Origin of the sequence: Actinokineospora terrae (genome assembly GCF_900111175.1) — a bacterium.
GTDB lineage: Bacteria > Actinomycetota > Actinomycetes > Mycobacteriales > Pseudonocardiaceae > Actinokineospora > Actinokineospora terrae.
The window spans coordinates 19,866-42,221 of record NZ_FOGI01000020.1; the positions used below are offsets into that span (position 1 = coordinate 19,866).

21 protein-coding genes and 1 pseudogene are annotated in these 22,356 nt (G+C 71.5%); 12 read left to right on the forward strand and 10 right to left on the reverse strand.

The annotated features are described in order from the left end of the window. The first annotated feature begins 14 nt into the window (after nucleotides 1–14). On the forward strand, nucleotides 15–440 hold the full coding sequence (gene dtd / locus BMY07_RS32000) for a D-aminoacyl-tRNA deacylase (RefSeq protein ID WP_092786825.1): 426 nt from the start codon (nucleotides 15–17) through the stop codon (nucleotides 438–440). A 270-nt stretch (nucleotides 441–710) separates the two neighbouring features. Beyond that, entirely contained in the window at nucleotides 711–1,688 is a 978-nt protein-coding gene (locus tag BMY07_RS32005; protein WP_092786827.1) for a sigma-70 family RNA polymerase sigma factor, read from the forward strand. A gap of 170 nt (nucleotides 1,689–1,858) precedes the next feature. Here the strand turns inward: BMY07_RS32005 and BMY07_RS32010 are convergent, their stop codons facing one another. After that, nucleotides 1,859–2,269, reverse strand: a complete 411-nt coding sequence (locus BMY07_RS32010; RefSeq protein WP_092786829.1) for a helix-turn-helix domain-containing protein — start codon at nucleotides 2,267–2,269, stop codon at nucleotides 1,859–1,861. 287 nt (nucleotides 2,270–2,556) lie between these two features. On the opposite strand from BMY07_RS32010, the gene BMY07_RS32015 reads away from it, so the two are divergent. Continuing rightward, complete coding sequence (locus BMY07_RS32015; protein ID WP_177215923.1) at nucleotides 2,557–4,218, forward strand: fumarate hydratase; 1,662 nt, start codon at nucleotides 2,557–2,559, stop codon at nucleotides 4,216–4,218. Next, nucleotides 4,215–4,610 carry a VOC family protein gene (locus BMY07_RS32020; protein WP_092786833.1) on the forward strand — a complete coding sequence of 132 codons (396 nt, stop codon included), beginning with the start codon at nucleotides 4,215–4,217 and terminating at the stop codon, nucleotides 4,608–4,610. The genes BMY07_RS32015 and BMY07_RS32020 overlap by 4 nt, the downstream gene beginning before the upstream one ends. Nucleotides 4,611–4,668: 58 nt before the next feature. Here the strand turns inward: BMY07_RS32020 and BMY07_RS32025 are convergent, their stop codons facing one another. The 4 genes from BMY07_RS32025 to BMY07_RS32040 all read right to left on the reverse strand — a co-directional run bounded on the left by BMY07_RS32025 (nucleotide 4,669) and on the right by BMY07_RS32040 (nucleotide 8,523). After that, nucleotides 4,669–5,229, reverse strand: coding sequence for a hypothetical protein (locus BMY07_RS32025; RefSeq protein ID WP_092786835.1), 561 nt, complete (start codon nucleotides 5,227–5,229; stop codon nucleotides 4,669–4,671). 125 nt (nucleotides 5,230–5,354) lie between these two features. Next, complete coding sequence (locus BMY07_RS32030) at nucleotides 5,355–5,822, reverse strand: hypothetical protein (RefSeq protein WP_092786837.1); 468 nt, start codon at nucleotides 5,820–5,822, stop codon at nucleotides 5,355–5,357. A gap of 96 nt (nucleotides 5,823–5,918) precedes the next feature. Next, nucleotides 5,919–6,857: a winged helix-turn-helix transcriptional regulator gene (locus BMY07_RS32035; protein ID WP_092786839.1), complete on the reverse strand. Its 939-nt coding sequence runs from the start codon at nucleotides 6,855–6,857 to the stop codon at nucleotides 5,919–5,921. A 157-nt stretch (nucleotides 6,858–7,014) separates the two neighbouring features. Next, entirely contained in the window at nucleotides 7,015–8,523 is a 1,509-nt protein-coding gene (locus BMY07_RS32040) for a carotenoid oxygenase family protein (RefSeq protein ID WP_092786841.1), read from the reverse strand. Nucleotides 8,524–8,647: 124 nt separating this feature from the next. Here BMY07_RS32040 and BMY07_RS32045 point away from each other — a divergent pair, with 124 nt between their 5' ends. The 4 genes from BMY07_RS32045 to BMY07_RS32060 all read left to right on the forward strand — a co-directional run bounded on the left by BMY07_RS32045 (nucleotide 8,648) and on the right by BMY07_RS32060 (nucleotide 12,139). After that, nucleotides 8,648–9,832, forward strand: a complete 1,185-nt coding sequence (locus tag BMY07_RS32045) for an acetyl-CoA C-acyltransferase (protein ID WP_092786843.1) — start codon at nucleotides 8,648–8,650, stop codon at nucleotides 9,830–9,832. A 112-nt stretch (nucleotides 9,833–9,944) separates the two neighbouring features. Then, nucleotides 9,945–10,808: a DUF1996 domain-containing protein gene (locus BMY07_RS32050; protein WP_177215924.1), complete on the forward strand. Its 864-nt coding sequence runs from the start codon at nucleotides 9,945–9,947 to the stop codon at nucleotides 10,806–10,808. 84 nt (nucleotides 10,809–10,892) lie between these two features. Next, on the forward strand, nucleotides 10,893–11,441 hold the full coding sequence (locus BMY07_RS32055; RefSeq protein ID WP_092786846.1) for a sigma-70 family RNA polymerase sigma factor: 549 nt from the start codon (nucleotides 10,893–10,895) through the stop codon (nucleotides 11,439–11,441). Beyond that, nucleotides 11,438–12,139: an anti-sigma factor family protein gene (locus BMY07_RS32060; RefSeq protein ID WP_092786848.1), complete on the forward strand. Its 702-nt coding sequence runs from the start codon at nucleotides 11,438–11,440 to the stop codon at nucleotides 12,137–12,139. Before BMY07_RS32055 ends, BMY07_RS32060 begins: the two co-directional genes overlap by 4 nt. 38 nt (nucleotides 12,140–12,177) lie before the next feature. Here the strand turns inward: BMY07_RS32060 and BMY07_RS32065 are convergent, their stop codons facing one another. The 3 genes from BMY07_RS32065 to BMY07_RS32075 form a co-directional block, all read right to left on the reverse strand. Further along, nucleotides 12,178–14,856 (reverse strand): bifunctional acetate--CoA ligase family protein/GNAT family N-acetyltransferase, encoded by a 2,679-nt coding sequence (locus tag BMY07_RS32065; protein ID WP_092786850.1) that lies wholly within the window; start codon nucleotides 14,854–14,856, stop codon nucleotides 12,178–12,180. A gap of 1 nt (nucleotide 14,857) precedes the next feature. Next, nucleotides 14,858–16,039 carry an acetoin utilization protein AcuC gene (locus tag BMY07_RS32070; RefSeq protein WP_092786852.1) on the reverse strand — a complete coding sequence of 394 codons (1,182 nt, stop codon included), beginning with the start codon at nucleotides 16,037–16,039 and terminating at the stop codon, nucleotides 14,858–14,860. A 157-nt stretch (nucleotides 16,040–16,196) separates the two neighbouring features. Then, nucleotides 16,197–17,051 carry a sulfurtransferase gene (locus BMY07_RS32075; protein WP_245782777.1) on the reverse strand — a complete coding sequence of 285 codons (855 nt, stop codon included), beginning with the start codon at nucleotides 17,049–17,051 and terminating at the stop codon, nucleotides 16,197–16,199. A gap of 102 nt (nucleotides 17,052–17,153) precedes the next feature. Here BMY07_RS32075 and BMY07_RS32080 point away from each other — a divergent pair, with 102 nt between their 5' ends. The 4 genes and pseudogenes from BMY07_RS32080 to galE all read left to right on the forward strand — a co-directional run bounded on the left by BMY07_RS32080 (nucleotide 17,154) and on the right by galE (nucleotide 20,396). Continuing rightward, the gene (locus BMY07_RS32080) at nucleotides 17,154–17,852 is read left to right on the forward strand and encodes an iron-dependent transcriptional repressor DtxR (protein WP_092786856.1); all 699 of its coding nucleotides are present in this window, start codon (nucleotides 17,154–17,156) and stop codon (nucleotides 17,850–17,852) included. Further along, nucleotides 17,849–18,292, forward strand: a pseudogene (locus BMY07_RS36335) (galactokinase); the annotation flags it as partial. The gene BMY07_RS32080 and the pseudogene BMY07_RS36335, both read left to right, overlap by 4 nt. A 42-nt stretch (nucleotides 18,293–18,334) precedes the next feature. Next, complete coding sequence (locus BMY07_RS32085) at nucleotides 18,335–19,363, forward strand: galactokinase (protein ID WP_425426390.1); 1,029 nt, start codon at nucleotides 18,335–18,337, stop codon at nucleotides 19,361–19,363. A 76-nt stretch (nucleotides 19,364–19,439) separates the two neighbouring features. Continuing rightward, entirely contained in the window at nucleotides 19,440–20,396 is a 957-nt protein-coding gene (gene galE, locus BMY07_RS32090; protein ID WP_092786858.1) for a UDP-glucose 4-epimerase GalE, read from the forward strand. Nucleotides 20,397–20,670: 274 nt separating this feature from the next. On the opposite strand, the gene BMY07_RS32095 is transcribed toward galE, so the two are convergent. Further along, the gene (locus BMY07_RS32095) at nucleotides 20,671–21,681 is read right to left on the reverse strand and encodes a DUF4192 domain-containing protein (protein ID WP_092786860.1); all 1,011 of its coding nucleotides are present in this window, start codon (nucleotides 21,679–21,681) and stop codon (nucleotides 20,671–20,673) included. 100 nt (nucleotides 21,682–21,781) lie between these two features. After that, complete coding sequence (locus tag BMY07_RS32100) at nucleotides 21,782–22,285, reverse strand: M23 family metallopeptidase (RefSeq protein ID WP_245782779.1); 504 nt, start codon at nucleotides 22,283–22,285, stop codon at nucleotides 21,782–21,784. Between the last annotated feature and the right edge of the window lie 71 nt (nucleotides 22,286–22,356).

Consider the following 22,356-nt stretch of genomic DNA (forward strand, 5'->3'; position numbering starts at 1 on the left):
TACCGGCGGGCGGTATGAGGGCCGTCGTCGCCAGGGTCACCAGGGCGAGGGTGACCGTGGCGGACGAGGTGGTCGGCGAGATCACCGAGCCGGGATTGCTGGTGCTGCTCGGGGTGCGCGTCGACGACACTTCGGACACCGCGCTGACCATGGCCCGCAAACTGCACGAACTGCGGCTGCTGCGCGACGAGCAGTCCTGCGCCACCACCGGCGCACCGCTACTCGTGGTGAGTCAGTTCACACTCTACGGCGACACCCGCAAGGGACGGCGGCCGTCGTGGATCGCGGCCGCCCGACCGGAAGCGGCCGAGCCGCTGGTGGCCGCGACGGTCGCCGAACTGCGCGCCAGGGGCGCCACCGTGGCCACCGGCAGGTTCGGCGCGACCATGGCGGTGGAGAGCGTGAACGACGGTCCGTTCACCGTTCTGATCGACCTCTGAGCACCGGCGAACACCACTGACCGTCGCCGTGGGACAGTCGTCCTACCCCACTCGACTGACGCGATCGTCCACCCGAAGGTCGATGCGACACCGGATGCCGCACTGTCACCGTGGTCGGGTGACTACCCCCGGAGTTCTCAGCGAAACCTCAGGCAAAGTCGAACAACGCCCGGGCTCCCGGTGACGTCATCACAGTGGGAGGGCATGGGAACGAATCCACCCCCCGCCACGTTTGACAGGCAGAACCACCAACAGGGGGAGGGAGCCACCATGACGGTCCCGCAGCAGCGTGAGCCGGAAGAACTCACCTATGAGGCCGCCGACCTCGACGCCCAGGGGCCCGCGGCCGACCTGGTGCGCGTGTACCTCAACGGCATCGGGCGCACCGCGCTGCTGACCGCGGCCCAGGAGGTGGAGCTGGCCAAGCGCATCGAGGCGGGGGTCTTCGCGCAGCACATGCTCGACACCTCCCCCGCGCTCTCGCCCGCCCGCCGGGCCGAGCTGCGCGCCCTCATCTCCGACGGGCTCACCGCCAAGAACCACCTGCTGGAGGCGAACCTGCGGTTGGTGGTGTCGCTGGCCAAGCGCTACACCGGCCGCGGCATGCCGCTGCTGGACCTGATCCAGGAGGGGAACCTGGGTCTGATCCGCGCGGTGGAGAAGTTCGACTACACCAAGGGTTTCAAGTTCTCCACCTACGCCACCTGGTGGATCCGCCAGGCCATCACCAGGGGCATGGCCGACCAGGGCCGCACCATCCGGCTGCCGGTCCACCTGGTGGAGCAGGTGAACAAGCTGGCCAGGATCAAGCGCGACCTGCACCAGCAGCTCGGCCGCGAGGCCACCAAGGACGAGCTGGCCAAGGAGGCCGGGCTGACCACGCAGAAGGTCGCCGACCTGCTCGACCACGCCCGCGACCCGGTGAGCCTGGACATGCCGGTCGGCGCCGAGGAGGACGCCCCGCTCGGCGACTTCATCGAGGACGGCGAGGCCGTCGACGCCGAGAGCGCCGTCATCTCCGGCCTGCTGCAGGACGACATGCGCCGGGTGCTGGCCACCCTCGACGACCGCGAGCAGTCGGTCATCCGGCTGCGCTACGGCCTCGACGACGGCCAGCCGCGCACCCTCGACCAGATCGGCAAGCGCTTCGGCCTCTCCCGCGAGCGGGTCCGGCAGATCGAGCGCGAGGTCATGTCGAAGCTGCGCCAGGGCGAGCGCGCCGAGAAGCTGCGCGCGTACGCCAGCTGACGCCCCGCGCGATTCACACGGATAGCCGCGTTGACATGTGACCTCAGTCACGGCAGCGTTGTCTTCTACAACCCCACACGGACCACGCGGCGCGGGACTCGATACTGGAGTTCCCGCTGCCTGCGACGGGAGGTCGGGACGGCCGGGGGCCGCCCCGGCCTTCCGGCACGCTAGTCGCGGTCGGGGGTCTTGGCGTCGACCGCCTGCGGCGGGGCGCTCTTGAGGATCGCCTTCTCCAGCCTGCGCAGGATCTGGGTCAGCTCGGCCATCCGGTAGTCGAGCGCGTCCAGCCGCCCGGCGATGTCGGTCGCGGAGCGGATCGGCGGCTCGCCCAGCGGCTGCGGCTGCCTGCCGTGCGCGATATCCCGCAGGTGTTCGGGGTGCACGCCCAACGCGTTGGACAAGGCCCGCAGGACGTGGTCGGAGCGGGTGCGCCGCACCCGGTTGTACTGGAGTTCGGCGACGACGACTTTCGAGATCCCGGATTCGTCGATGAGGGTGGCCTGGTTCATTTCCCGCTCGCCCATCAGGCGCCGGATCTCGGTCGACACGGCGTCCCAGTCCCCCACAACGCCCGCCACGTGACTCCTCCGCGCTCGGCTGCCGAGTGCAAAGAATAGCGGCTGCGCAATTCGGGGAAACACGCCCGACAGTAGGATTAAAACAGTCGTCAATCACACCTTAAATAAGGCTGCCATTGGAGCGGTGGCAATAGCCGACAGCGCGTCGGAATGCGATCCGATGCTGTCCGCAGCAGGGATCGCCGCACCCGGGCGTGGCCAGTGCCACGTGCGGATCACACCGGCCGGGCCGGTGCGCAGGAGTACGTTCTGCAGGATCCGGACGCGTGCAAGGGAGCCCGCTCATCGTGACCACCACCACGAACTTCGACTACACCGACGTCCTGCCGCTCGGCCCCGACCGGGCGACCGAGTACCGGCTGGTCAGCCAGGAGGGGGTGCGGCTGGTCGAGGCGGCCGGGCGGCGCTTCCTCGAGGTCGACCCCGCGGTGCTGACCCTGCTGGCCAAGGAGGCCATCAAGGACATCCAGCACCTGCTGCGGCCCTCGCACCTGGCGCAGCTGCGGGCGATCGTGGACGACCCGGAGGCCAGCGGCAACGACCGGTTCGTGGCGATGGACCTGCTGCGCAACGCGTGCATCTCCGCCGGTGGCGTGCTGCCGATGTGCCAGGACACCGGGACCGCGATCGTGATGGGCAAGCGCACCGAGACGGTGCTGACCGGCGGGACCGACGAGCAGGCGCTGGCGCGCGGCATCTTCGAGGCCTACCAGGAGCTGAACCTGCGGTACTCGCAGATGGCGCCGGTGACGTTCTGGGACGAGAAGAACACCGGCACCAACCTGCCCGCGCAGATCGACCTGCACACCAAGCCCGGCACCGACCCCGCCTACGAGTTCCTGTTCATGGCCAAGGGCGGCGGGTCGGCGAACAAGACGTTCCTGTTCCAGGAGACCAAGGCGGTGCTCAACCCCAAGCGGCTGGCCTCGTTCCTGGACGAGAAGCTGCGCGGCCTGGGCACCGCCGCGTGCCCGCCGTACCACCTGGCGGTCGTGGTGGGCGGCCTGTCGGCGGAGCAGAACCTCAAGGTCGCCAAGCTCGCCTCCGCGCGCTACCTCGACACGCTGCCGACCGAGGGTTCCCCGCTGGGACACGCGTTCCGCGATGTCGACCTCGAGCAGCAGGTGCTGGCGATGACCCGCGAGTTCGGCATCGGCGCGCAGTTCGGCGGCAAGTACTTCTGCCACGACGTGCGGGTCATCCGGCTGCCTCGGCACGGCGCGTCCTGCCCGGTCGGCATCGCGGTGTCCTGCTCGGCGGACCGGCAGGCCAAGGCCAAGATCACCCCGGACGGGGTGTTCCTGGAGCAGATGGAGCGCGACCCGGCCAGGTTCCTGCCCGAGGTCGTCGGCGACGACCTGTCCGACGAGGTGGTGCGCGTCGACCTGACCAGGCCGATGGCCGAGATCAGGGCCACGCTGTCGGCGCTGCCGGTCAAGACGCGGCTGTCGCTGACCGGTCCGCTGGTGGTGGCCCGCGACATCGCGCACGCCAAGATCAAGGAACGGCTGGACGCCGGCGAGCCGATGCCGTCCTACCTCAAGGACCACCCGGTGTACTACGCCGGACCGGCCAAGACCCCCGAGGGCTACGCGTCCGGCTCGTTCGGCCCCACCACGGCCGGTCGGATGGACTCCTACGTCGAGCAGTTCCAGGCCGCGGGCGGGTCGCTGGTCATGCTGGCCAAGGGGAACCGGTCCAAGCAGGTCACCCAGGCCTGCGCCACGCACGGCGGCTTCTACCTCGGCTCGATCGGCGGCCCGGCGGCCCGGCTGGCCCAGGACTGCATCAAGAAGGTCGACGTCCTGGAGTACGCCGAACTGGGCATGGAGGCGGTCTGGCGGATCGAGGTCGAGGACTTCCCGGCGTTCGTCGTGGTCGACGACAAGGGCAACGACTTCTTCGCGGGCACCAGCGCGCCGACACTGCAGGTGACGTTCCGCAAGTGATCCAGTTCAACCACACCGTGGTCCTGGCGAGCGACAAGCACGCCGGGGCCGGTTTCCTGGCCGAGATGCTCGGCAGGCCCGCCCCGCGGGCGTTCGGCCCGTTCGTCGTGGTCGCCTTGGACAACGGCGTCACGCTCGACTACGCCAACCACACCGACTACGGCGTACCGCTCACCAGCACGCACTTGGCGTTCCTGGTGGGAGAGGCGGAGTTCGACGAGATCCTCGGCAGGATCATCGAGCGCGGCATGGATTACTGGGCCGACCCGATGCACGCGCGCCCCAGCCAGATCAACACCAACGACGGCGGGCGGGGTGTCTACTTCCTAGACCCCGACGGTCACCACCTAGAGGCCATCACAGTCCCCTACGGCGGCTGGCACACCCGGTAGCTCGCGGGGGTCGGGGCAGGCAGGGTGCTTGCCCCGACCTCGGGGACAGGTGGGGGTGCTAGTTGCCCGCGACGACGATCACGGTGCGGGTGCCCAGGGGCTGCTCCAGCGGGACCTCGACCGGGCGCGGGGTGACGACCATGGCGCACATCTTGCCGCCCTCACCGCCGCCCTGGGGCGAGGTCATGGCGCTGAGCGACACCTTGACGACGGCGTCGGTGGACTCGACGACCTGGGCGTCGACACCGGCGCACGAGTCGCTGGCGATCCCGACGAGCTGCAGGGCCTTGCCGTCCTCGGAGGTCCACACGCGGCGTTCCTTGTACGACTCCGGCAGCGCCTTCGCGTCGACCTGCTTGGCGGGGACCTCGCGGTAGCCCGCGGGAACGGTCACCTTGCCGTCGGGGGCGACGGTCACCTGGGGCGCCGGGGGCTTGGTCGGCGCGGGGCCGGTCTGCGGCGGCTGGGAGTTGGGGGCGCCGCCCTCGGTGGGGGCTGCCGAACTGGGCGGGGTCGCGCCCGAGCTGGGCGCCTGGTCGGCCGTGTCGGCCGCACCGCCGCACCCCGCGAGCGCGAGGGCGGCCAGGGCCGCGACAGCCGTGGACAGAATGGTCTTCATGAACCAAGGACGGTAGCCGACGCCGTCCCGGTTGCACGAACGCACAAGCGGTGCCCCGGTCGGCGGGGCAATACCGACCGGGGCACCAGGGGGGAGATGTTCGTTTTGGGCGTTGGTACGCGGTTTTACTGAACCCGCTGCTCGCTCTTGAGCACGACCTTGCGATCGGCCAACGGGGAGTCCAAGTGGACGGACAGCTTCGGGAAGCGCAGGTCCATCGTGCACTGCGCGGGCTTGGGCGGTTGCGTCTCCACGAGAGTGATCACGACCTGGGTCGCGGTCTGCTCGGTGACCTCCGCGCTCGCCTTGCCGCAGCCACCTTCCTGGGCGACAACGCCGACGTCAGTGCCACCGTCCTCGGTCCACACCATCGTCGGGTAGTCCTGTGCGACACCGGTGGCGTCGATCTGTGCCGCTGGGACCTCGGTGCCCCCGCTCGGGGGTGTCACGGCGGGCTGGCGATCCGGCTCGGTCGGTGGCACGGCACCCGGCAGGCTCGTCCCGGGCTGGGTGGACTCGGGCTGGGTGGACGACGGGGGAGCCGATGTCGGGCCCGGCAGGCTGGCGGTCTCCTGTCCCGCGCACGCGGTCATCACCGTGAGCAGAACGCCTGCGCCAATGATGGTTCCTAGGCGTTTCATGCCCCAGGGACGGACCCCGACCGCGCCGGGGTTGCACGAGCGGGTCGATCACCGCGCGGGCACGGTCTCGATCGAGCGACCCGCCAGCGCCTCGTCGCAGGCGGAGCACACCAGGACCGCCTCGAACCGGTGACCCCCGTGGTCGAGCACCATGGCGGGTCCCTCCGGGGCGACGAACCACCGCTGCCCCCACTCCAGCGCGGTGATCACCGCCGGGAACAGCGCCCGGCCCTTGTCGGTGAGGTGGTAGCTCGACTGGGTCGCCCGATCGGGGTCGCCGGACGGGGCGAGGACCCCCAATTCGCTGAACGTGCGCAGCCGGTCGGCCACAACCGTGGCGGGCACGCCGAGCCTGCGCTGGAAGTCCGGGAACCGGCGGGCACCGAGGTAGGCGGCACCCAGCATGATCGCCGACCAGCGGTTGCCGACCACGGCCCTGGTCTCCGGGAAGAACCCGCCGCCCAGGCTGGTCGACCCGCTGGAGCGCCGCCGCGACGTCGCCGTGGGCGTCGACCTCGGCCACGAGCCGCTCGGCCCGAACTCGGCGTCCACCTCGCGCGGCTCGACCTGCACCCCGCAGGTCCGGCACACCAGCACCGGCCGGAACACCGCCCCGCAGCCGAGGTGCCGCATCTCGGTCAGGTCGGGGCGCGCGCCACCGGCCCACGTCAGCTCCCACGCCCACACGCACAACAGGAACGGCCAGAGCCCCACACCGCGCGGGCTCAGCCGGAACTCGCGGCGACCGGGCCGGTCACCGACCGGCACGAGCACCCCGACATCGCTCAGGTGCCGCAACCGCGACAGCAACACCGCGTTGGAGATCGGCAACAACCGCTGCCAGTCCGCGGGGCGCATCGTGCCGTCGCGCACCGAGTGCCGCAGGATCAACAGCGTCCACTCATCGGCAACGGTGCCGATCGCGTAAGCGATGGCGTTGTCCCCACCAGCGCCGAGAGCACTGGGCCGATCCGGCGGATGGATCATGACCTGGGCGACCCCACCCCGCGCACCGTGCCTGACCCCGCGACCACAGCTCTCTCCCCCACGTCACATCCCCCGCCGCCCCGCGCGGCTGCCTCACCACGCGGGGTACCACCCGCCGCACCAGCCGACACTCCGCCCGACACGCCGCCCGCCGCCGTCACCGCCCCGACAACCCGACGGCGGCCGCCGGATCGTCCGCGTCCCGCCACCCGGGCAACGACGCACCCGGCGCCCACGTGGCGTGCGTGCCGCTGCTCACCCGCTCCGGCAGCCGGATCCGCGCCACCGGCCCGTCCTCGACGCGCGCGGCCTCGAACACCAGGCACTCCGAGCGGTCGGCGGCCACATCGGTCGTCATGGTGACCAGATACCCGTCCCCCTGCCCTCCCCTGACAGCCACAGCCACCTCGCTGCCGAACACCCCGGCACCGTATCGGTACCGCTGTTGGGCACCGGTGCGCAGGTCGTGCCGGACGATCCCGTCGAACAGGAACCAGCCCGGCTCACCGGTCGAGGCGTAGGCGTACCGGTTCCGGCGGCCCGCGCGGGACTGGTCGACCACGCCGAACTCGGTGATGTCGTCGCTGAGCCGCTCCTCGCGGGTGCGGCCGGTGGTCAGGTCCAGCCGCCAGCGGTGCAACCGGGTCCCCATGCCGTCGAGGGAGAGCATGCGGAACAGGCGGGCGTAAGCGGGATCACCCGGCCACCGCGCGGCCTTGCCCTCGGGGTCGGACTGGAAGAAGCCCTCGACGACGATCTCGTTGCCGTCCTCGTAGGCGTTCACGAAGTGCAGCACGAACGTCGACTCCGCCTCGAACCAACGGATCTGGTCGCCACTCCCCCGGCGCGGCAACACGCCTAGCCGCAACGGAAGCTCGGGGTGGAACCGGGCTACATGGGCGCCTTTGGCCAAGAGCTCAGGTTCCCAGAAGAGCGGGCAGTCGTTGAGGATCGCGTAGTTCTCCGTGAACGCCATGTCGTGTGGCAGGCGTGGACCGGGAAGGGCGATGTCGGTGTAGTGCACCAACTTGTCGTTGGCGTCAACGACGCCGTAGTGCAGGTACGGCTCTTCCTTGCCGTAGTTGAAGAACAGGAGCTCGCCGGTGACCGGGTCGACCTTCGGGTGCGCGGATACCCCACCCGCGGGAGTCCACGGTGACTTCCCAAGGGTGTCCAGGGTGAGCGGGTCGATCCGGTAGGGCTCTCCGCACTGGTAGAAGGTGGCCAAGGCGACACCGGCGTGCACTACGACATCGGTGCTCGCCGCGTCCTTCATCCGCCCGCGTGCGCCCCAGCCGTCAGCTCTTAGGGCACTGTTGGGGTTCTCCGCGATACCCGCCCACAGCGACTTCCCGGCCCGCTGCTCGGCGAGGAACCCATCGGTGCGGACGAACCGGTTGCGGTAGAAGGCCTTGCCGTCGCGGAAGCCGACGACGTGGACCATGCCGTCACCGTCGAACGGGTGGTAGGTGGCCAGCGCGGGGTGCACGGGGTTCTCGGTGTTGCGCAGGTAGACGCCGTCGAGGTCCGCGGGGATCTCGCCGATGACCTCCAGGTCGGCCGCGGCGCGCTCCACGGTCTGCGGCCGCCACGGACCGCTGCGGTACGGGTGCTCGTCGTGCTCGGGCAGCGTGCTCAGCACCCGCCCGAGGACCTCCACATCCATTTCGGACCCCCTGGTTCGGCGGCGGCGACGCGGGGCGCGGACGGCCCAGCGGTTGCCAGTGCCGGGAATCCGAGACTACAACTGGGGCGGTGACCGGGCCAGGCTCCGTAAGAGGGGGTGTGCGGTGGGTGAGGCCTACCTGCTCGACTACGTCCGCACGCCCCGCGGCCGCGGGTCGGCCCGCGGTGGACTACACCACCTGTCGGCGCTAGACCTGCTGGTCCCGCTGCTGGACGCCCTGGTCGACCGGGGGCTGGACCCGGGGGTGGTGGACGACGTCGTGCTCGGCTGCGCATCCCAGGTCGGCGAGCAGGGCGGCAACCCGGCCAGGACCGCGACGCTGCTCGCCGGGTGGGGCCACCACGTGCCCGGGGTCGTGGTCAACCGGTTCTGCGCCTCCGGCATCGACGCGGTCGCGCTGGCGGCGGCGCGGGTCCGCGCGGGCGAGGTGGACCTGGTGGTCGCAGGCGGGGTGGAGAGCACGTCGCGGGTCCCGCCGTTCACCGACCGGGCTCCACTGTGGACCGACGCGGAGGTGGTGCGGCGCACGGGGTCGGTCCACATGGGCGTGGCGGCCGACCTGAACGCCACCCTCGACGGGTTCAGCCGTGACGACCTCGACGGCTACGCGCTGGAGTCGCAGCACAAGGCCGCGGCGGCGTGGCGGGCGGGCGCGTTCGCCCGCAGCCTGGTCCCGGTCGGCGGCCTGGAGCACGACGAGCTGGTGCGCGCCGACAGCAGCCGCGACGTGCTCGCCACCCTGCCGCCCGCGTTCGCCGGTCTCGGCGCGGACGGCCACGACGCGCTGGCGCTGGCGGGCCGCCGCCGCCCGGCGCGCATCGAGCACCGGCACACCGCGGCCACCTCGCCCCGGCTCGCCGATGGCGCCGCGCTGGTGGTCGTCGGCGACAGCGGCACCGCGCGGCGGCTCGGGCTGACCCCCAGGGCCAGGATCGCCGCCAGCGCGGTGGTGGCCGACGACCCGGTGACCATGCTGACCGGCGGGCAGTCCGCCATGGACCTGGCGCTGCGGCGGGCCGCGGTGTCGGTCGACGAGGTCGACGTGGTGGAGTTCGCCGAGTCCTTCGCCGCGCCGTGCCTGCGGTTGCGCCGCGACTTCGACGCCGGGCCGGAGCGGCTCAACCCCTCCGGCGGCACCATCGCCATGGGGCACGCGATCGGCGCGACCGGGGCGATCATGGTGGGCGGCTGCCTTGAGGAACTGGAGCGGCGGGCGGGCCGGTTCGGGGTGGCCGGGGTGAGCGCGGCGGCCGGTCTCGGCGTCGGGCTGGTGCTCGAACGCGGCTGAGCGGCGCCGGGCGACCGTACTGGGGCATTCGGCGCAGCCCATTCACTCCGCCGCCACCCGGCGGTGCGGTCGTGTTCACTGGCCGGTTGTGGCCCCGCCCCAAAGTGATCATGTGATTCGCCTCCGCGCGCTGGCCGTGGTCGGTGTGCTCGCCGCGGGGTGCGCCGCCGCCCCCACCGACCCCGTCGACATCCGGTCGGTCCCCCCGATCACCGCCCCCTCGGCCACCCCCTCGGCGTCGACCGGGAGCTACGCGGTGGACTGCGGCCGCAACGAGGACGGCCACCGGAACTCCGACAACCTCGTCGCCTCCCCCGGTGTCCGCGACGGCGCCCACCACCTGCACGACTACGTGGGCAACGTCGCCACCGACGCGTTCAGCACCGACGACGTTCTAGCGTCGGCCAAGACCACTTGCCGTGACGGGGACCTGTCGTCGTACTACTGGCCGGTGCTGCGGCTGGGCGGACACCACGGCGAGGTACGCACACCGGACTCTGTGAGCATCACCTTCGTCGGTAGCCCTGTCAGCGAGGTTGTGGCCATGCCGCGGTTCCTCAAGACGGTCACCGGCGACGCCAAGGCAGGGCCGTCCGCGCGCGGTACGTGGAGCTGCGCGGGGTTTACGGACCGGATCAGCCTGTCCTACCCGAGCTGCCCGTCCGGTAGCCGCACCTTGCGCGTGTACGAGTTCCCCAGTTGCTGGGACGGCAAGGGTATCGACAGCCCCGACCACAAGGCGCACCTGCGGTTCCCCGGCGCGGACGGGTGGTGCCCCCGGTCGAGCTTCCCAGTGCCCAAGCTGCGCGTCGAGGTGGGCTACGACCTGCCCGACGGCGCGGACTTCGGCATCGACAGCTTCCCGGAGGTGGCCGACCGCGCGCCCGCCTCCGACCACGCGCACTTCGTGAACGTGCGGACCGACGCGGCCATGGCCGAGCTCGTGACCTGCGTGAACACCGGCAAGCGGTGCTAGTCGGGAAATAGTTCGAACCGCCGCGCCACGCGCGCCGTGTCAGTCGGGAAAGCGCAACCGGACGCCGTTGGACAGGGAGTCGGCATGGCGAGGCTGTTCGCCCGGACACGGGCGACATCGAGGGACGAGGCGCTGGTCCGCTCGCTCTACGAGGAACACGGCAAGGCCCTGCTGGCCTACGCCGTGCGGCTCACCGGCGATCGGGCAGCGGCCGAGGACGTCGTCCAGGAGACACTGGTGCGGGCCTGGCGGCACGCCGACAACCTGATGAGCAAGGAGGGGTCGGTGCGCGCCTGGTTGTTCACCGTCGCCAAGAACCTCATCGTGGACAAGGTCAGGGCCAAGGCGGCCCGGCCTGCCGAGGTCGCGGAGTCGCCGACCGCGGTGCCGGTGACGGTGGACCACTCGCAGCGGGTGGTGGACTCGATGAGCGTCCTCGCCGCCATCGAGGGACTCTCCGAGGAGCACCGCACGGTGCTCATGGAGATCTACTTCCGGGACCGCAGCGTGGCCGAAACCGCGCAGGAGCTCGGCATCGCCCCCGGTACGGTGAAGTCGAGGTCGCACTACGCCCTGCGTGCGCTGCGCGCGACCATGTCCGGTCGAGCCGCGCTGGAGGGGACGCCCGCATGAGCACCCACGAAACGCCCCTGCTCGGCGCCTACGCGCTGGGTGTGCTGGACGACGACGAACGCGCCGCGGTGCAGCGGCACCTCGCGGACTGCGCCGAGTGCCGCGTCGAACTGCAAGCGCTGGAGGAGGTGCGAGACATGGCGGGTGAGCTGCCCGAGGAGGCGTTGCTGGACGGACCGCCGGACGACGGCGACCTGCTGCTGGCCCGCACCCTGCGCCAGGTCCGCAGCGAGGCGAACGCCTCCCGCAACCGGTCCATCGCCATCGCGGGTGTCGCGGCGGCCGTGGTCCTCGCCGCGGTGCTCGGTACCGGAGTGGTCATCGGCCGCTCCACGAGCACGCCGGTGGCACAGCCAACGGTCACCGTTGGCCCTACCGAGACGCAGAACGCCAAGACGCGGTTCCTGTCCGGGAGTGACCCGAACACAGGGGCTCGCTTGACGGCGAAGGTCGTACCTGCTGCCGGGTGGGTTCGGCTCAACGTCTCGGTTACCGGTATCCCGGCCGGTGAACGCTGCCGGGTCGTCGTGGTCAGCAAGGACGGCACGCGCGAGGAGGCCGGTAGCTGGCTGGTGTCGCCCGATGGCGCGCAGAAGGGCACGAACCTCGACGGGGCGGCGTTGATCGCGCCGGACGACGTCGGGTCGGTGGAGATCATCACCACCGAGGGCAAGAGGTACGTGTCCGTCTCGGCATGACGTCCCGCGTGCCCCCTGGGCTGCCGGGGGGCACGCGGTCAGCCGCTGGAGCGGAGCCTGCGCGGCCCGCTGTCGTGCTTGGACGGCGGAGGGCCGACGGTGACGCGGCCGCCGGTCACGTACGCGCCCGCGGCGGAGGCGAGGATCGGCTCGACCATGAGGCCGCGGATCTCCGGGATGTCCTCGGCCATCGCCGAGACCCGCAGCACCAGGCGTTGCAGCGCGGCGAGGTCGGCCGGTTCACCACCCGCGTAGCCCGCGAGGAGCGGGGCGGCGCGGGGGGACCGGATCAGGCCCGCGGCGTCGGTGTCGGTCAGCGGGACGGCGCGGTAGGCGCGGTCACCGAGCAGGTTGCTGACCACACCGGCGAGGCCGAAGGACACCACGGTGCCGAACGACGGGTCGTCCTGGAGGCCGATGCTGCACGAGTTGCCCTTCGGGGCCATCCGCTGCACGTAGACCTCGGGAACGCCGGAGACGAGCCTGAGTTCGGCGTAGGCGTTGCGGATGGCGTCTTCCGCGGTCAGGTCCAAGCGCACGCCCACGAGGTCGCTGCGGTGGCGGAACTGTCTGCTCGCGGTCTTCATCACCACCGGTAGACCGAGTTCGGCACCCGCCGCGACGGCGGCGTCAGGGTCTGACACGACGTGGAACGGCATAACCTCGATGCCGTAGGCGCCGAGAAGCGCGATCACCTCGTCGTCGGTTAGCTCTACCTCGGTGGGTTCTCTAGTCAGCGCTGCTTCGACGATGGACTTGGCCGCCGCGGGATCGATGTCCGCCGGGCGAACGAAGATCCCTGGGGGCGACGATCTCCAGCGGGCGTAAGTGGTGGCTCGTGCCAGTGCGAGCGCGGCGCGTTCAGGGCTCGGGTAGGACGGGATCGAGCCGTGCGTGGGAGCACCATCTGGGCCTAGGACGGCCAACTCCGCCGGGATCCCATCTGCGGCCAGGAAGGTCGAGACGATTGGTTTCGTGCCGGCTTCCGGTAGTCCTTCCGCAGCCTCTCTTAGGGCTCGCGCGTAGGTGGTGCCGGGGATCGCCAACGGTGGCACGAACACGACGATGAGCGCGTCAACCTCTTCCCGGCGAAGAGCGTCAGCGACTGCTGCTGCGAAGGTGTCCGGCCCGGCTTGCGCGCCCACATCTACCGGATCACCGGCAAGAACCAATCCTTGCCCTAGAGCCGCATCGGCGGCCAAGACCCCGATAGCCGAAGAGTTGCCGACTACCGCAACGCGTTCGCCTGGAGGCAACGGTTGGTGGGCGAGCAGCAGGGCAGTGTCGAAGAGTTGGGCGATGGACTCGACGCGGATGACGCCTGCCTGTTCGAACAGTGCCTGCACGCTGGCGTCGTCAACGGCCACTCCTGTCTTGGCCAACGCCGGTAGAACCGTGTTGCGGCCCGACTTGACCACGACGACAGGCTTGCTGCGCCCCAGTCTCCGCGCGAGGCGGGCGAACTTGCGCGGATTGCCGAAGGACTCAAGGTAGAGCAGGACGACATCGGTAGCCGGGTCGGTTTCCCAGTACTGCAAGAGGTCATTGCCCGAGACATCCGCGCGGTTACCGGCGGAGACGAAAGTGGACAGACCCAAACCTCGTGCGGCAGCGTCAGCGAGGATGGCCGTGCCTAGAGCGCCTGACTGGCAGAAGAAGCCCGTACGACCCGGCCCCGGCAAGGTCGGTGCGAGTGTGGCGTTGAGGCGCACAGCGGGGTCCAGGTTCACCACGCCGAGCGCGTTAGGGCCAACGACCCGCATGCCGTGCGCCCTGGCCTCGTCGACCAGCCTCCGTTCGGCACCGCGGCCGCCCGGCCCGGTCTCGCCGAAGCCGGAACTGACGACCACCAGCGTCTTGACGCCCTTGGCCAGGCAGGCGTCCATCACCTCGTCGACCCCGGCGGCGGGCACGGCCACGACCGCGAGGTCGACCGGGTCGGGGATGTCCAGCACGGTCGGGTAGGCGCGGACGCCCCGCACCGACTTGTGCTCCGGGTTGACCGGGAACACCGGCCCGGTGAAGTCGGCGGCCAGCAGGTTGCCCAGCACGGCGTTGCCGATCTTCGCGCGGTCGGTCGACGCGCCGATCACCGCCACCGACCTCGGGTGCAGCAGGTTGTGCACGCTGCGCGCCTCGGCGGCCTGCTCGCGCGACCACGCCACCGCCACCGAGGCCTCGGTGAGGTCGACGGCGAACTCCAGGTGCAGCACGCCCTCGTCGAAGGCCCGGCTGACCTGGTAGCCCGCGTCCCGGAACACCCGGACCATCTGGGCGTTCTCGGCGAGCACCTCGGCCTCGAACCGGCCGACCCCGCGCTCCCTGGCCGCCGCGGCGAGGTGTTCGAGCAGGATCGACCCCAGGCCGCGGCCCTGGTGGCCGTCCTGCACGACGAACGCGACCTCCGCGGAGTCACCGCCGGGCAACCGCTCATACCGGCCGACAGCCACGATGTCGTCACCGAGGAGGGCGACGAACGCGACGCGATCGTGGTGGTCGACGGTGCTGAACCGCGCGAGGTCCTTGTCCGGGATCATCGGGTACGGCCCGAAGTACCGGAAGTACCTGGTGCGTTCGGACAACCTGCCGTGGAAGGCCCGGAGCGCCTCGGCGTCCGAGGGCACTATCGGACGCAAGTGGACGGTACCGCCATCTGAGAGCACCACATCGGCCTCCCACTGCGGCGGGTAGGCGAAGGGGTCGCGCTCGTCGGCCATGTCAGTCCCTGGGGTCGTCAGGGTCCAGGCCGTGCAACGGGAAGACAGCCCGACGCACGTCCCGGATCACGGTGTCCACTGGCTGCTCCCGCCCACCACCCCAACGCTGGAAGGCAACGTCAACGCCGTCCCCCATCACCGACGGCAACACCACGTCAGGCGAGAGCTTGCGCACCGTGGTGGCCCAGTCGACCGGGACGGAGGTCTCGACGGGGATATCCGTATCGAGCACGGTGGCCAGCAGGTGCGTCCACGAGCGTGGCACTACCCGCAGCAGTTCATAACCGCCGCCGCCCATGACTAGCCACTTGCCGTCCGTGTACCGCGCCGCGAGGTCGCGCAACGTCCGGTAGATCTCACGGTGCCCATCGACAGTCAGCGCTAGGTCAGCAAGTGGATCCTCTACGTGTGTGTCCACTCCGCACTGGGTCACCAACACCTGCGGCCGGAACGCCCCCAGCAGCGAGGGCACGGTCGCGTGGAACGCCCGCAGCCACTCGGCGTCCTTGGTCCCCGGCGACAGCGGCACGTTGACCGAGGTCCCCTGCGCCCCCGGCCCGCCGAGTTCGGTGACCGACCCGGTCCCGGGCCACAGCGTCGCCGGGTGCTGGTGCAGCGAGACGGTCAGCACGCGCGGGTCGTCGTAGAAGACGGTCTGCACCCCGTCGCCGTGGTGCACGTCGACGTCGAGGTAGGCGATCCGGTCGAACCCGTTGTCCAGCAGCCAGGAGATCGCCACCGCGCAGTCGTTGTAGACGCAGAACCCGGCGGCCCGGTCCGGCATCGCGTGGTGCAGCCCGCCCGCCAGGTTGACCGCCCGGTCGGCCCGCCCCTCGGCGATGCACCGGGCAGCCGCCAACGACCCGCCGACCACCAGCGCGGACGCGGCGTGCATCTGGTCGAACACGGGGTTGTCGGACGTTCCCAGCCCGTGGCCGACGTCCCAGGAGGCCATCGGCGCCTCCCGCACCGCCGCCACGTAGTCCGGCCGGTGCACCCGTCCGATCTCCACGTCGCCCGCGGGCTCCGGTGCCACCGGCTCGACCCCGTCGAGCACCCCCAGCGCCCGGCTCAACCGCATGGTCAACTCGAGGCGGACGGGGTTGAACGGGTGATCGCCGCCAAGGTCGTACCCCAACAACGCGGGGTCCCACACCACGGCCGCACCAACCCGATCACCCATGCCAGCACCCTAGTCTCCCCGGCGGGCTCCCGCCGTGACCCAGCGGTGATCCCGAGGCGACCCGTACTCCTCGGCAGGGTCAAGTCTTCAGCCCACGGCCACCACATCGTGACCATGTCGATCCACGGTGGATCGACGCGGACCAGTGGAGATCGGGTCAGTTGTCCCCGGTGGCGGCCGGGCGCCGCGGATCGCGGCTCCAGTGGGACCAGGAACCGGCGTAGAGGGCGGCCGGTGCGCTGGGCGCGGTGACGCGAGCGACTTCCAGCGCGAGGACGACCGACGCGGCGGTCACCCCTGAGCCGCAGTAGGCGCCCACGGACTGGCCGAGCACGCCCAACTCCGCGAACCGGGCCGCCAGCAGGTCAGGAGCGAGCCAACGGCCGTCTGGGCCGGTGTGCCCGGCGAACGGCGCGTTGACGGCGCCCGGCACGTGCCCGGCCCTCGGGTCGATCGGCTCGACCTCGCCGCGGTAGCGCTCGGGTGCGCGGGCGTCGAGCAGGACACCGTCGACCGCCAGCGCCGCGGCCTCGTCCGCGTCGAGCACGGGCATCGCGCCGGGGCGCACCTCGACGTCACCCGGTTCAGGTGATGGCTCCACCGCGCTGATCTCGCCGCCGCCCGCCACCCAGGCCGCGTAACCGCCGTCGAGGACGGCCACCTCGGTGTGGCCGGACCACCGCAACAGCCACCAGGCCCGCGCGGCCACCGACCCGTTGTCGGCGTCATAGACGACAACGGGGTGCCCCGCGCGCACGCCCGCCGCCCGCAGCGCGGCCTGCAAGTCGTGCGGTTGCGGCAACGGGTGTCGACCGCCGTCTCCCGGCGGGGCGGCCAGATCCCGGTCCAGGTCCAGGAAAACGGCACCTGGCAGGTGTCCCGCGGTGTAGTCGTCGCGGGCGGGTGGGCCGCCGAGGCGCCAGCGGACATCCAGCAACACGGGCCGGGCGTCACTGTCGAGAAGCGACACCAGTTCGGCGGTCGACACGAGTGCCGAGGAGAAGACGCTCACCCCCGACATCCTGCCGGCCCGGGCCAGTGGTCACTGCCTGCTACTACCCCGCTGCTCTGTCGGAGCGAGCGACTAACATGGAGGTGACGAAGGGGAACCGGCGTGAACGATCTCATCGACACCACCGAGATGTACCTCCGCACCATCTACGAGCTCGAGGAGGAGGGCGTCGTCCCCCTGCGTGCCCGCATCGCCGAACGACTGGGCCAGAGCGGCCCGACGGTGAGCCAGACGGTGGGCCGCATGGAGCGCGACGGCCTCGTCGTCGTCGCGGGCGACCGGCACCTCGAGCTCACCGACCACGGCCGCTCGCTGGCCGTCGCGGTGATGCGCAAGCACCGGCTCGCCGAGCGCCTGCTGGTCGACGTGATCGGCCTGGAGTGGGAGCACGTGCACAGCGAGGCGTGCCGCTGGGAGCACGTGATGAGCGAGGCGGTGGAGCGCAAGCTGGTGAAGCTGCTCGGCCACCCGACCACCTCGCCCTACGGCAACCCGATCCCCGGCCTGGACAAGCTCGGCGAGGGCGACGAGCCGGCCCCGCCGATCGAGGCGGGCCTGGTGCGCGTCGACGAGGTCTCCCGCCGCGGCGGTGGCCGGGTCGAGGTGCGCCGGATCGCCGAGCACATCCAGATGGACCCCGACCTGATGACCGAGCTGAAGTCGGTCGGAGCACTGCCGGGCAACGTGATCGAGGTCGGCCCGGCCAACCAGGACGGCAGCGGCATCCCGATCACCGGCGCGGGCACCACGGCCGAGCTGAGCCCGACGATGCTGCACGCGGTGCTGGCCCGACTGCTGTGACCCCGGCCGACCGGGCCGCCGAGCGGTTCCGCGAGGTGCACGGACATGTCCCGGTCGGGGTGTGGTCGGCCCCCGGTCGGGTGAACCTCATCGGCGAGCACACCGACTACAACGACGGATTCGTGCTGCCTTTCGCCCTGCCCCACCGCGTCGCGGTGGCCGCCTCCCCGCGCACCGACGGCCGAATAGCCGCCATCACCGTCGGCGACGACGGCATACCCCAGCGTGCCGAACCGGTCCCGGTGGCCGCCCTCACCCCCGGCCGAGTCACCGGCTGGTCCGCCTACGTCTACGGCGTCGCCTGGTCCCTCCGCGACGCGGGCTTCCCCGTATCCGCCAACCTCCTCATCACCGGCGACATCCCCACCGGCGCAGGCCTCTCCTCCTCCCACGCCCTCCAGTGCGCCGTAGCCCTGGCCCTCCTGGGCCTCTCCGACATCACCCCCATCCCAGACCCCCTCCCCACCGCCAGCCCGCTTCCGCTGCCGGCCCCCGCGCTCTCACCACACGGCACCCCACTCGCAAGCACCGCCCCTGGCACTGGCACTGGCGCCCCACCATCCCCGCCTGCCCCCTCACCCCCATCCACCGCCACCACCACGACCCCAGGCGGCACGACCCCAGGCGGCACGACCCCAGGCGGCACGACCCCAGGCGGCACGACCCCAGGCGGCACGACCCCAGGCGGCACGACCCCAGGCGGCACGACCCCAGGCGGCACGACCCCAGGCGGCACGACCCCAGGCGGCGCCGCCTTGGCGGCGGCTGCCGCCGGGGGTGGGGGCGTCACTGCGCGGTTCGGCGGCGGGGGCGAGGGTGGCGGTGGGCGGCCCTCGTTGGAGCAGGTCGCTCGGTGGGTGCAGCGGTCGGAGAACGACTTCGTCGGGGCGCCGACGGGGTTGCTCGACCAGACGGCGTCGCTGCGGTGTGTCGCGGGGCACGCGCTGTTCCTGGACGTGCGGTCGGGGGCGGCCGAGCACATCCCGTTCGACGCGCCGGTGCTGGTGATCGACACCAGGGTGCGGCACTCGTTGGCCGACTCGGCCTACGGCGACCGCCGCCAGGGCTGTGAGCGGGCCGCCGCTCTGCTGGGCGTCGGGTCGTTGCGCGAGGTCGGCACCGGGGTGGACCTGGGCGGGCTGCCCGAGGACCTGCGCCCACTGGTCCGGCACGTCGTCACCGAGAACGAGCGGGTGCTCGCGACCGTGGCGGCGTTGCGCGCGGGCACCGACATCGGCCCGCTGCTGGCCGCGTCGCACGCGAGCCTGCGCGACGACTACCGGGTCTCGTGCCGGGAGTTGGACATCGCGGTGGAGGCGGCGGTGGGTGCCGGGGCGCTCGGTGCCAGGATGACCGGCGGCGGCTTCGGCGGGTCCGCGATCGCGGTGGTGCCCCCGGCCGTGGACGACGCCGTGCGGGACGCGGTGCGCGCCGCGTTCGCCGACCGGTCGCTGACCGCGCCGAGGCTGTTCGCCGCGGCACCGTCGCCGGGCGCGGGCCGCGACCGCTGAGCCGACCGACAAGACGAACAGCCAGACCACGACCAGTGCGGCACCCAGCGCACGGACAAGCAAGAGGAGGACGACGGTGAAGCTGCTCGTGACGGGCGGGGCCGGGTATGTCGGCAGTGTGTGCGCGGCGCGGTTGGTGGAGACCGGGCACGAGGTCGTGGTGGTCGACGACCTGTCGACCGGCCACGCCGACGCGGTGCCCGACGGCGCCACCTTCGTCCAGGCCGACATCGCCGACGTGGCGGCCGACCTGCTCACCGGCGGCTTCGACGGCGTGCTGCACTTCGCGGCCAAGTCACTGGTCGGCGAGTCCATGGCGGACCCGGCCAAGTACTGGGCGGGCAACGTCCTCACCTCCCTTCGGTTGCTCGACGCGATGCGCGACAACGGCGTGCCCCGCCTGGTCTTCTCGTCCACAGCGGCCACCTACGGCGAGCCGGAGCAGATCCCGATCCTGGAGACCGCCCCGACCCGCCCGACCAACACCTACGGCGCGACCAAGCTCGCGATCGACCACGCCATCACCTCCTACGCCACGGCCCACGGCATCGCCGCGGTCAGCCTGCGGTACTTCAACGTCGCGGGTGCCTACGGCCGCTTCGGTGAGCGGCACACGACCGAGACCCACCTGATCCCGATCGTGCTGCAGGTCGCCCTGGGCACCCGTCCCGCCATCTCCATCTACGGCGACGACTACCCCACCGCGGACGGCACCTGCGTCCGCGACTACATCCACGTGCTCGACCTCGCCGAGGCCCACCTGCTCGCGCTGGCCAACACCAGGGCGGGCGAGCACCAGGTCTACAACCTCGGCACCGGCACCGGTTTCTCCAACCGCGAGGTCGTGCAGACCTGCCGCGACGTCACCGGCCACCCGATCCCCGCCGACTTCGCCCCGCGCCGCGCGGGCGACCCCGCCGTCCTCGTCGCCAGTGCCACCGCCGCCGCCGAGAACCTCGGCTGGAAGCCGGAGCGCACCGACCTCCACACCATCATCACCGACGCCTGGACCTTCACCCGCGACCGCGCCTGACCCGCAGCGGCCACGACCGTCCACAACGGACTCGTCGCCCGGCGATCACCGCCGCACCGCCGTGGCCGACACCCCGCCCACGCGGGCAATCGGCTCACCCGGACAGACCGCCAACGGACGTGGACGGCCGAGGCGACGCACCTCCCGCTGCGGCTGAAGACCCGGTCTCCGACCGACAGCTGGACGACCTCGCCCTGGCCAACCTCGACCAGGCCCGGGACCAGCACGGACCACAGCATCGTCGGGCGCCAGAGGGTCAGCGGTGGGGAGTCGGTCAGCCGGGGCCGGTTCGGGCGTCGGCGATCAGGGTGCGGAGGTCGTCGGGTGGGATGCCGTGGTGGGCGGCGGAGTCCAGGAGCGCGGCGAGGCTGTGCCGTGGGTTGGCGGCCAGCGCGAGGGCGAGGGCAACCCTCGCGTAGACGCCGTCGCCGCGGAGGTATGTGCTGACCGCAAGGTGGACGGCGGGTTCCGCTCGTTCCGGCGCGGGCAGCGCGCGGGTCAGCCTGGTCCACAGGCGCGCGGCGGCCCGGTCCCGGGAACCCAGGGCGATGGACAGGCACGCCTCGCGGACCTGCGGGTCGGACAAGGCGACCGCCAGTTGGGCGAGCGTGCTGTCGTCGAGGTCGGGATCGGTCGGCGCCCGGTCGGTCGGGTGTGGACGGACAGCGGGCGACCGGATCGCGAACTGCTCGACGACGCTGTGGACCAGGGCCACTTTCTCGGCCGTGGTCGACCCGTCCGCGGTCGCGATCGCGTCGATGAGCGAGGCTCGGCGGTCCAGGTCGTCCTCGGGGTCGGCGGCGAGGGTGTCGGCCATGTCCTCGCGCGAGGCGTAGACGACGACACCCTGCACGGTGAACTGGGCGGCGACCGCGGAGCTGTCCGGATCGGCGACCGTGCCGGACAGCTCCGGGCTGGTGTAAGACAGCCACTGACTGCCCGCTTCGACCGCTCTGGTCCAGAACGCGTGCTCGACGCGAACCCCGACGTCGGCGAGCGCCTCGGTCACCGCCACGACGAACGGTGCGTGCGGCAGCGGTTCCCGGCCGCCGCCCACCACGACGAGCAGGGCGACGGCGACCTGGTGGCCGGTGATGATCTCGGCGAGGTGCCCGGCCATCGGCACCCGCCCGCGCGGACCGGGCAGGTCGACCCGGATGACCGGGCCGACCTCCCCGCTGTCCCGGATGGTCAGCGCGACCAGGGACTCGGTCGGTGCGAAGCCGATGAGGTACGGGAGCGCGGCGATGATCTGGTCGGTGTGGCGCAGCGTGGTTGTCGTCATGGGACCACTGTGCGCGGCTGGGTGGCCGGGCGGCAGAGGTCATTTCCCGACGGTGGACAACTCGGGGCCATGTGGACAACTCGGCCGCGGCGCCGGTGGGTCAGCAGGTGTTGCGGCTGGTGTAGGCGCGGGTTCCCCAGTACAGGGCCTGCGTCCCGTTGAACACGGCCTTCTGCGCGGATCCGTTGAGGGTCTGCTCGAAGTGCAGGTGCGGCCCGGTGGACCCGCCGGTGCTCCCGACGTTGCCGATCAGCTGGCCCCGCGAGACGTTCTGCCCGACCGAGACGCGTTGCGCCGACAGGTGCGCGTACCGGCTGCGCCAACCGGAACCGTGGTCGATCTCGATCCACCGGCCGTAGCTGACGCTACCTTCGTTGTCCACTCGCGACACCCGACCGGCGGCCGAGGCCACTACGGCGTCGCCGTCGTCGTTGGCGCGGTTGAAGTCCACCGCGTTGGCAGGGCTGTGGTTGGTACGGGTCTGCCCGTCCCACACCTGCCCGCACGGGAACGGGACCTGGAACGCGGGCGCCGCCGAGGCGACTCCCCCGCCGAACACGAGGAGAGCCGCCGCGACGGCGGTCGTGCTTGCCACAGCGACCATGGATCGGATCATTCGCCACCTCCACTGGGGAACGTCGCGAACGATCCGACCATGGTCCTCACGGCGAGAGG

What these genes read in the sequence shown, in the direction of transcription:
- BMY07_RS32055 (WP_092786846.1), top strand. Translation starts at nt 10,893, where the DNA reads ATGGCGAGGCTGTTCGCCCGGACACGGGCGACATCGAGGGACGAGGCG.
- BMY07_RS32035 (WP_092786839.1), bottom strand. Translation starts at nt 6,857, where the DNA reads ATGATCCATCCGCCGGATCGGCCCAGTGCTCTCGGCGCTGGTGGGGAC.
- BMY07_RS32030 (WP_092786837.1), bottom strand. Translation starts at nt 5,822, where the DNA reads ATGACCGCGTGCGCGGGACAGGAGACCGCCAGCCTGCCGGGCCCGACA.
- BMY07_RS32025 (WP_092786835.1), bottom strand. Translation starts at nt 5,229, where the DNA reads ATGAAGACCATTCTGTCCACGGCTGTCGCGGCCCTGGCCGCCCTCGCG.
- BMY07_RS32040 (WP_092786841.1), bottom strand. Translation starts at nt 8,523, where the DNA reads ATGGATGTGGAGGTCCTCGGGCGGGTGCTGAGCACGCTGCCCGAGCAC.
- BMY07_RS32065 (WP_092786850.1), bottom strand. Translation starts at nt 14,856, where the DNA reads ATGGCCGACGAGCGCGACCCCTTCGCCTACCCGCCGCAGTGGGAGGCC.
- BMY07_RS32005 (WP_092786827.1), top strand. Translation starts at nt 711, where the DNA reads ATGACGGTCCCGCAGCAGCGTGAGCCGGAAGAACTCACCTATGAGGCC.
- BMY07_RS32070 (WP_092786852.1), bottom strand. Translation starts at nt 16,039, where the DNA reads ATGGGTGATCGGGTTGGTGCGGCCGTGGTGTGGGACCCCGCGTTGTTG.
- dtd (WP_092786825.1), top strand. Translation starts at nt 15, where the DNA reads ATGAGGGCCGTCGTCGCCAGGGTCACCAGGGCGAGGGTGACCGTGGCG.
- BMY07_RS32095 (WP_092786860.1), bottom strand. Translation starts at nt 21,681, where the DNA reads ATGACGACAACCACGCTGCGCCACACCGACCAGATCATCGCCGCGCTC.
- BMY07_RS32060 (WP_092786848.1), top strand. Translation starts at nt 11,438, where the DNA reads ATGAGCACCCACGAAACGCCCCTGCTCGGCGCCTACGCGCTGGGTGTG.
- BMY07_RS32100 (WP_245782779.1), bottom strand. Translation starts at nt 22,285, where the DNA reads ATGGTCGCTGTGGCAAGCACGACCGCCGTCGCGGCGGCTCTCCTCGTG.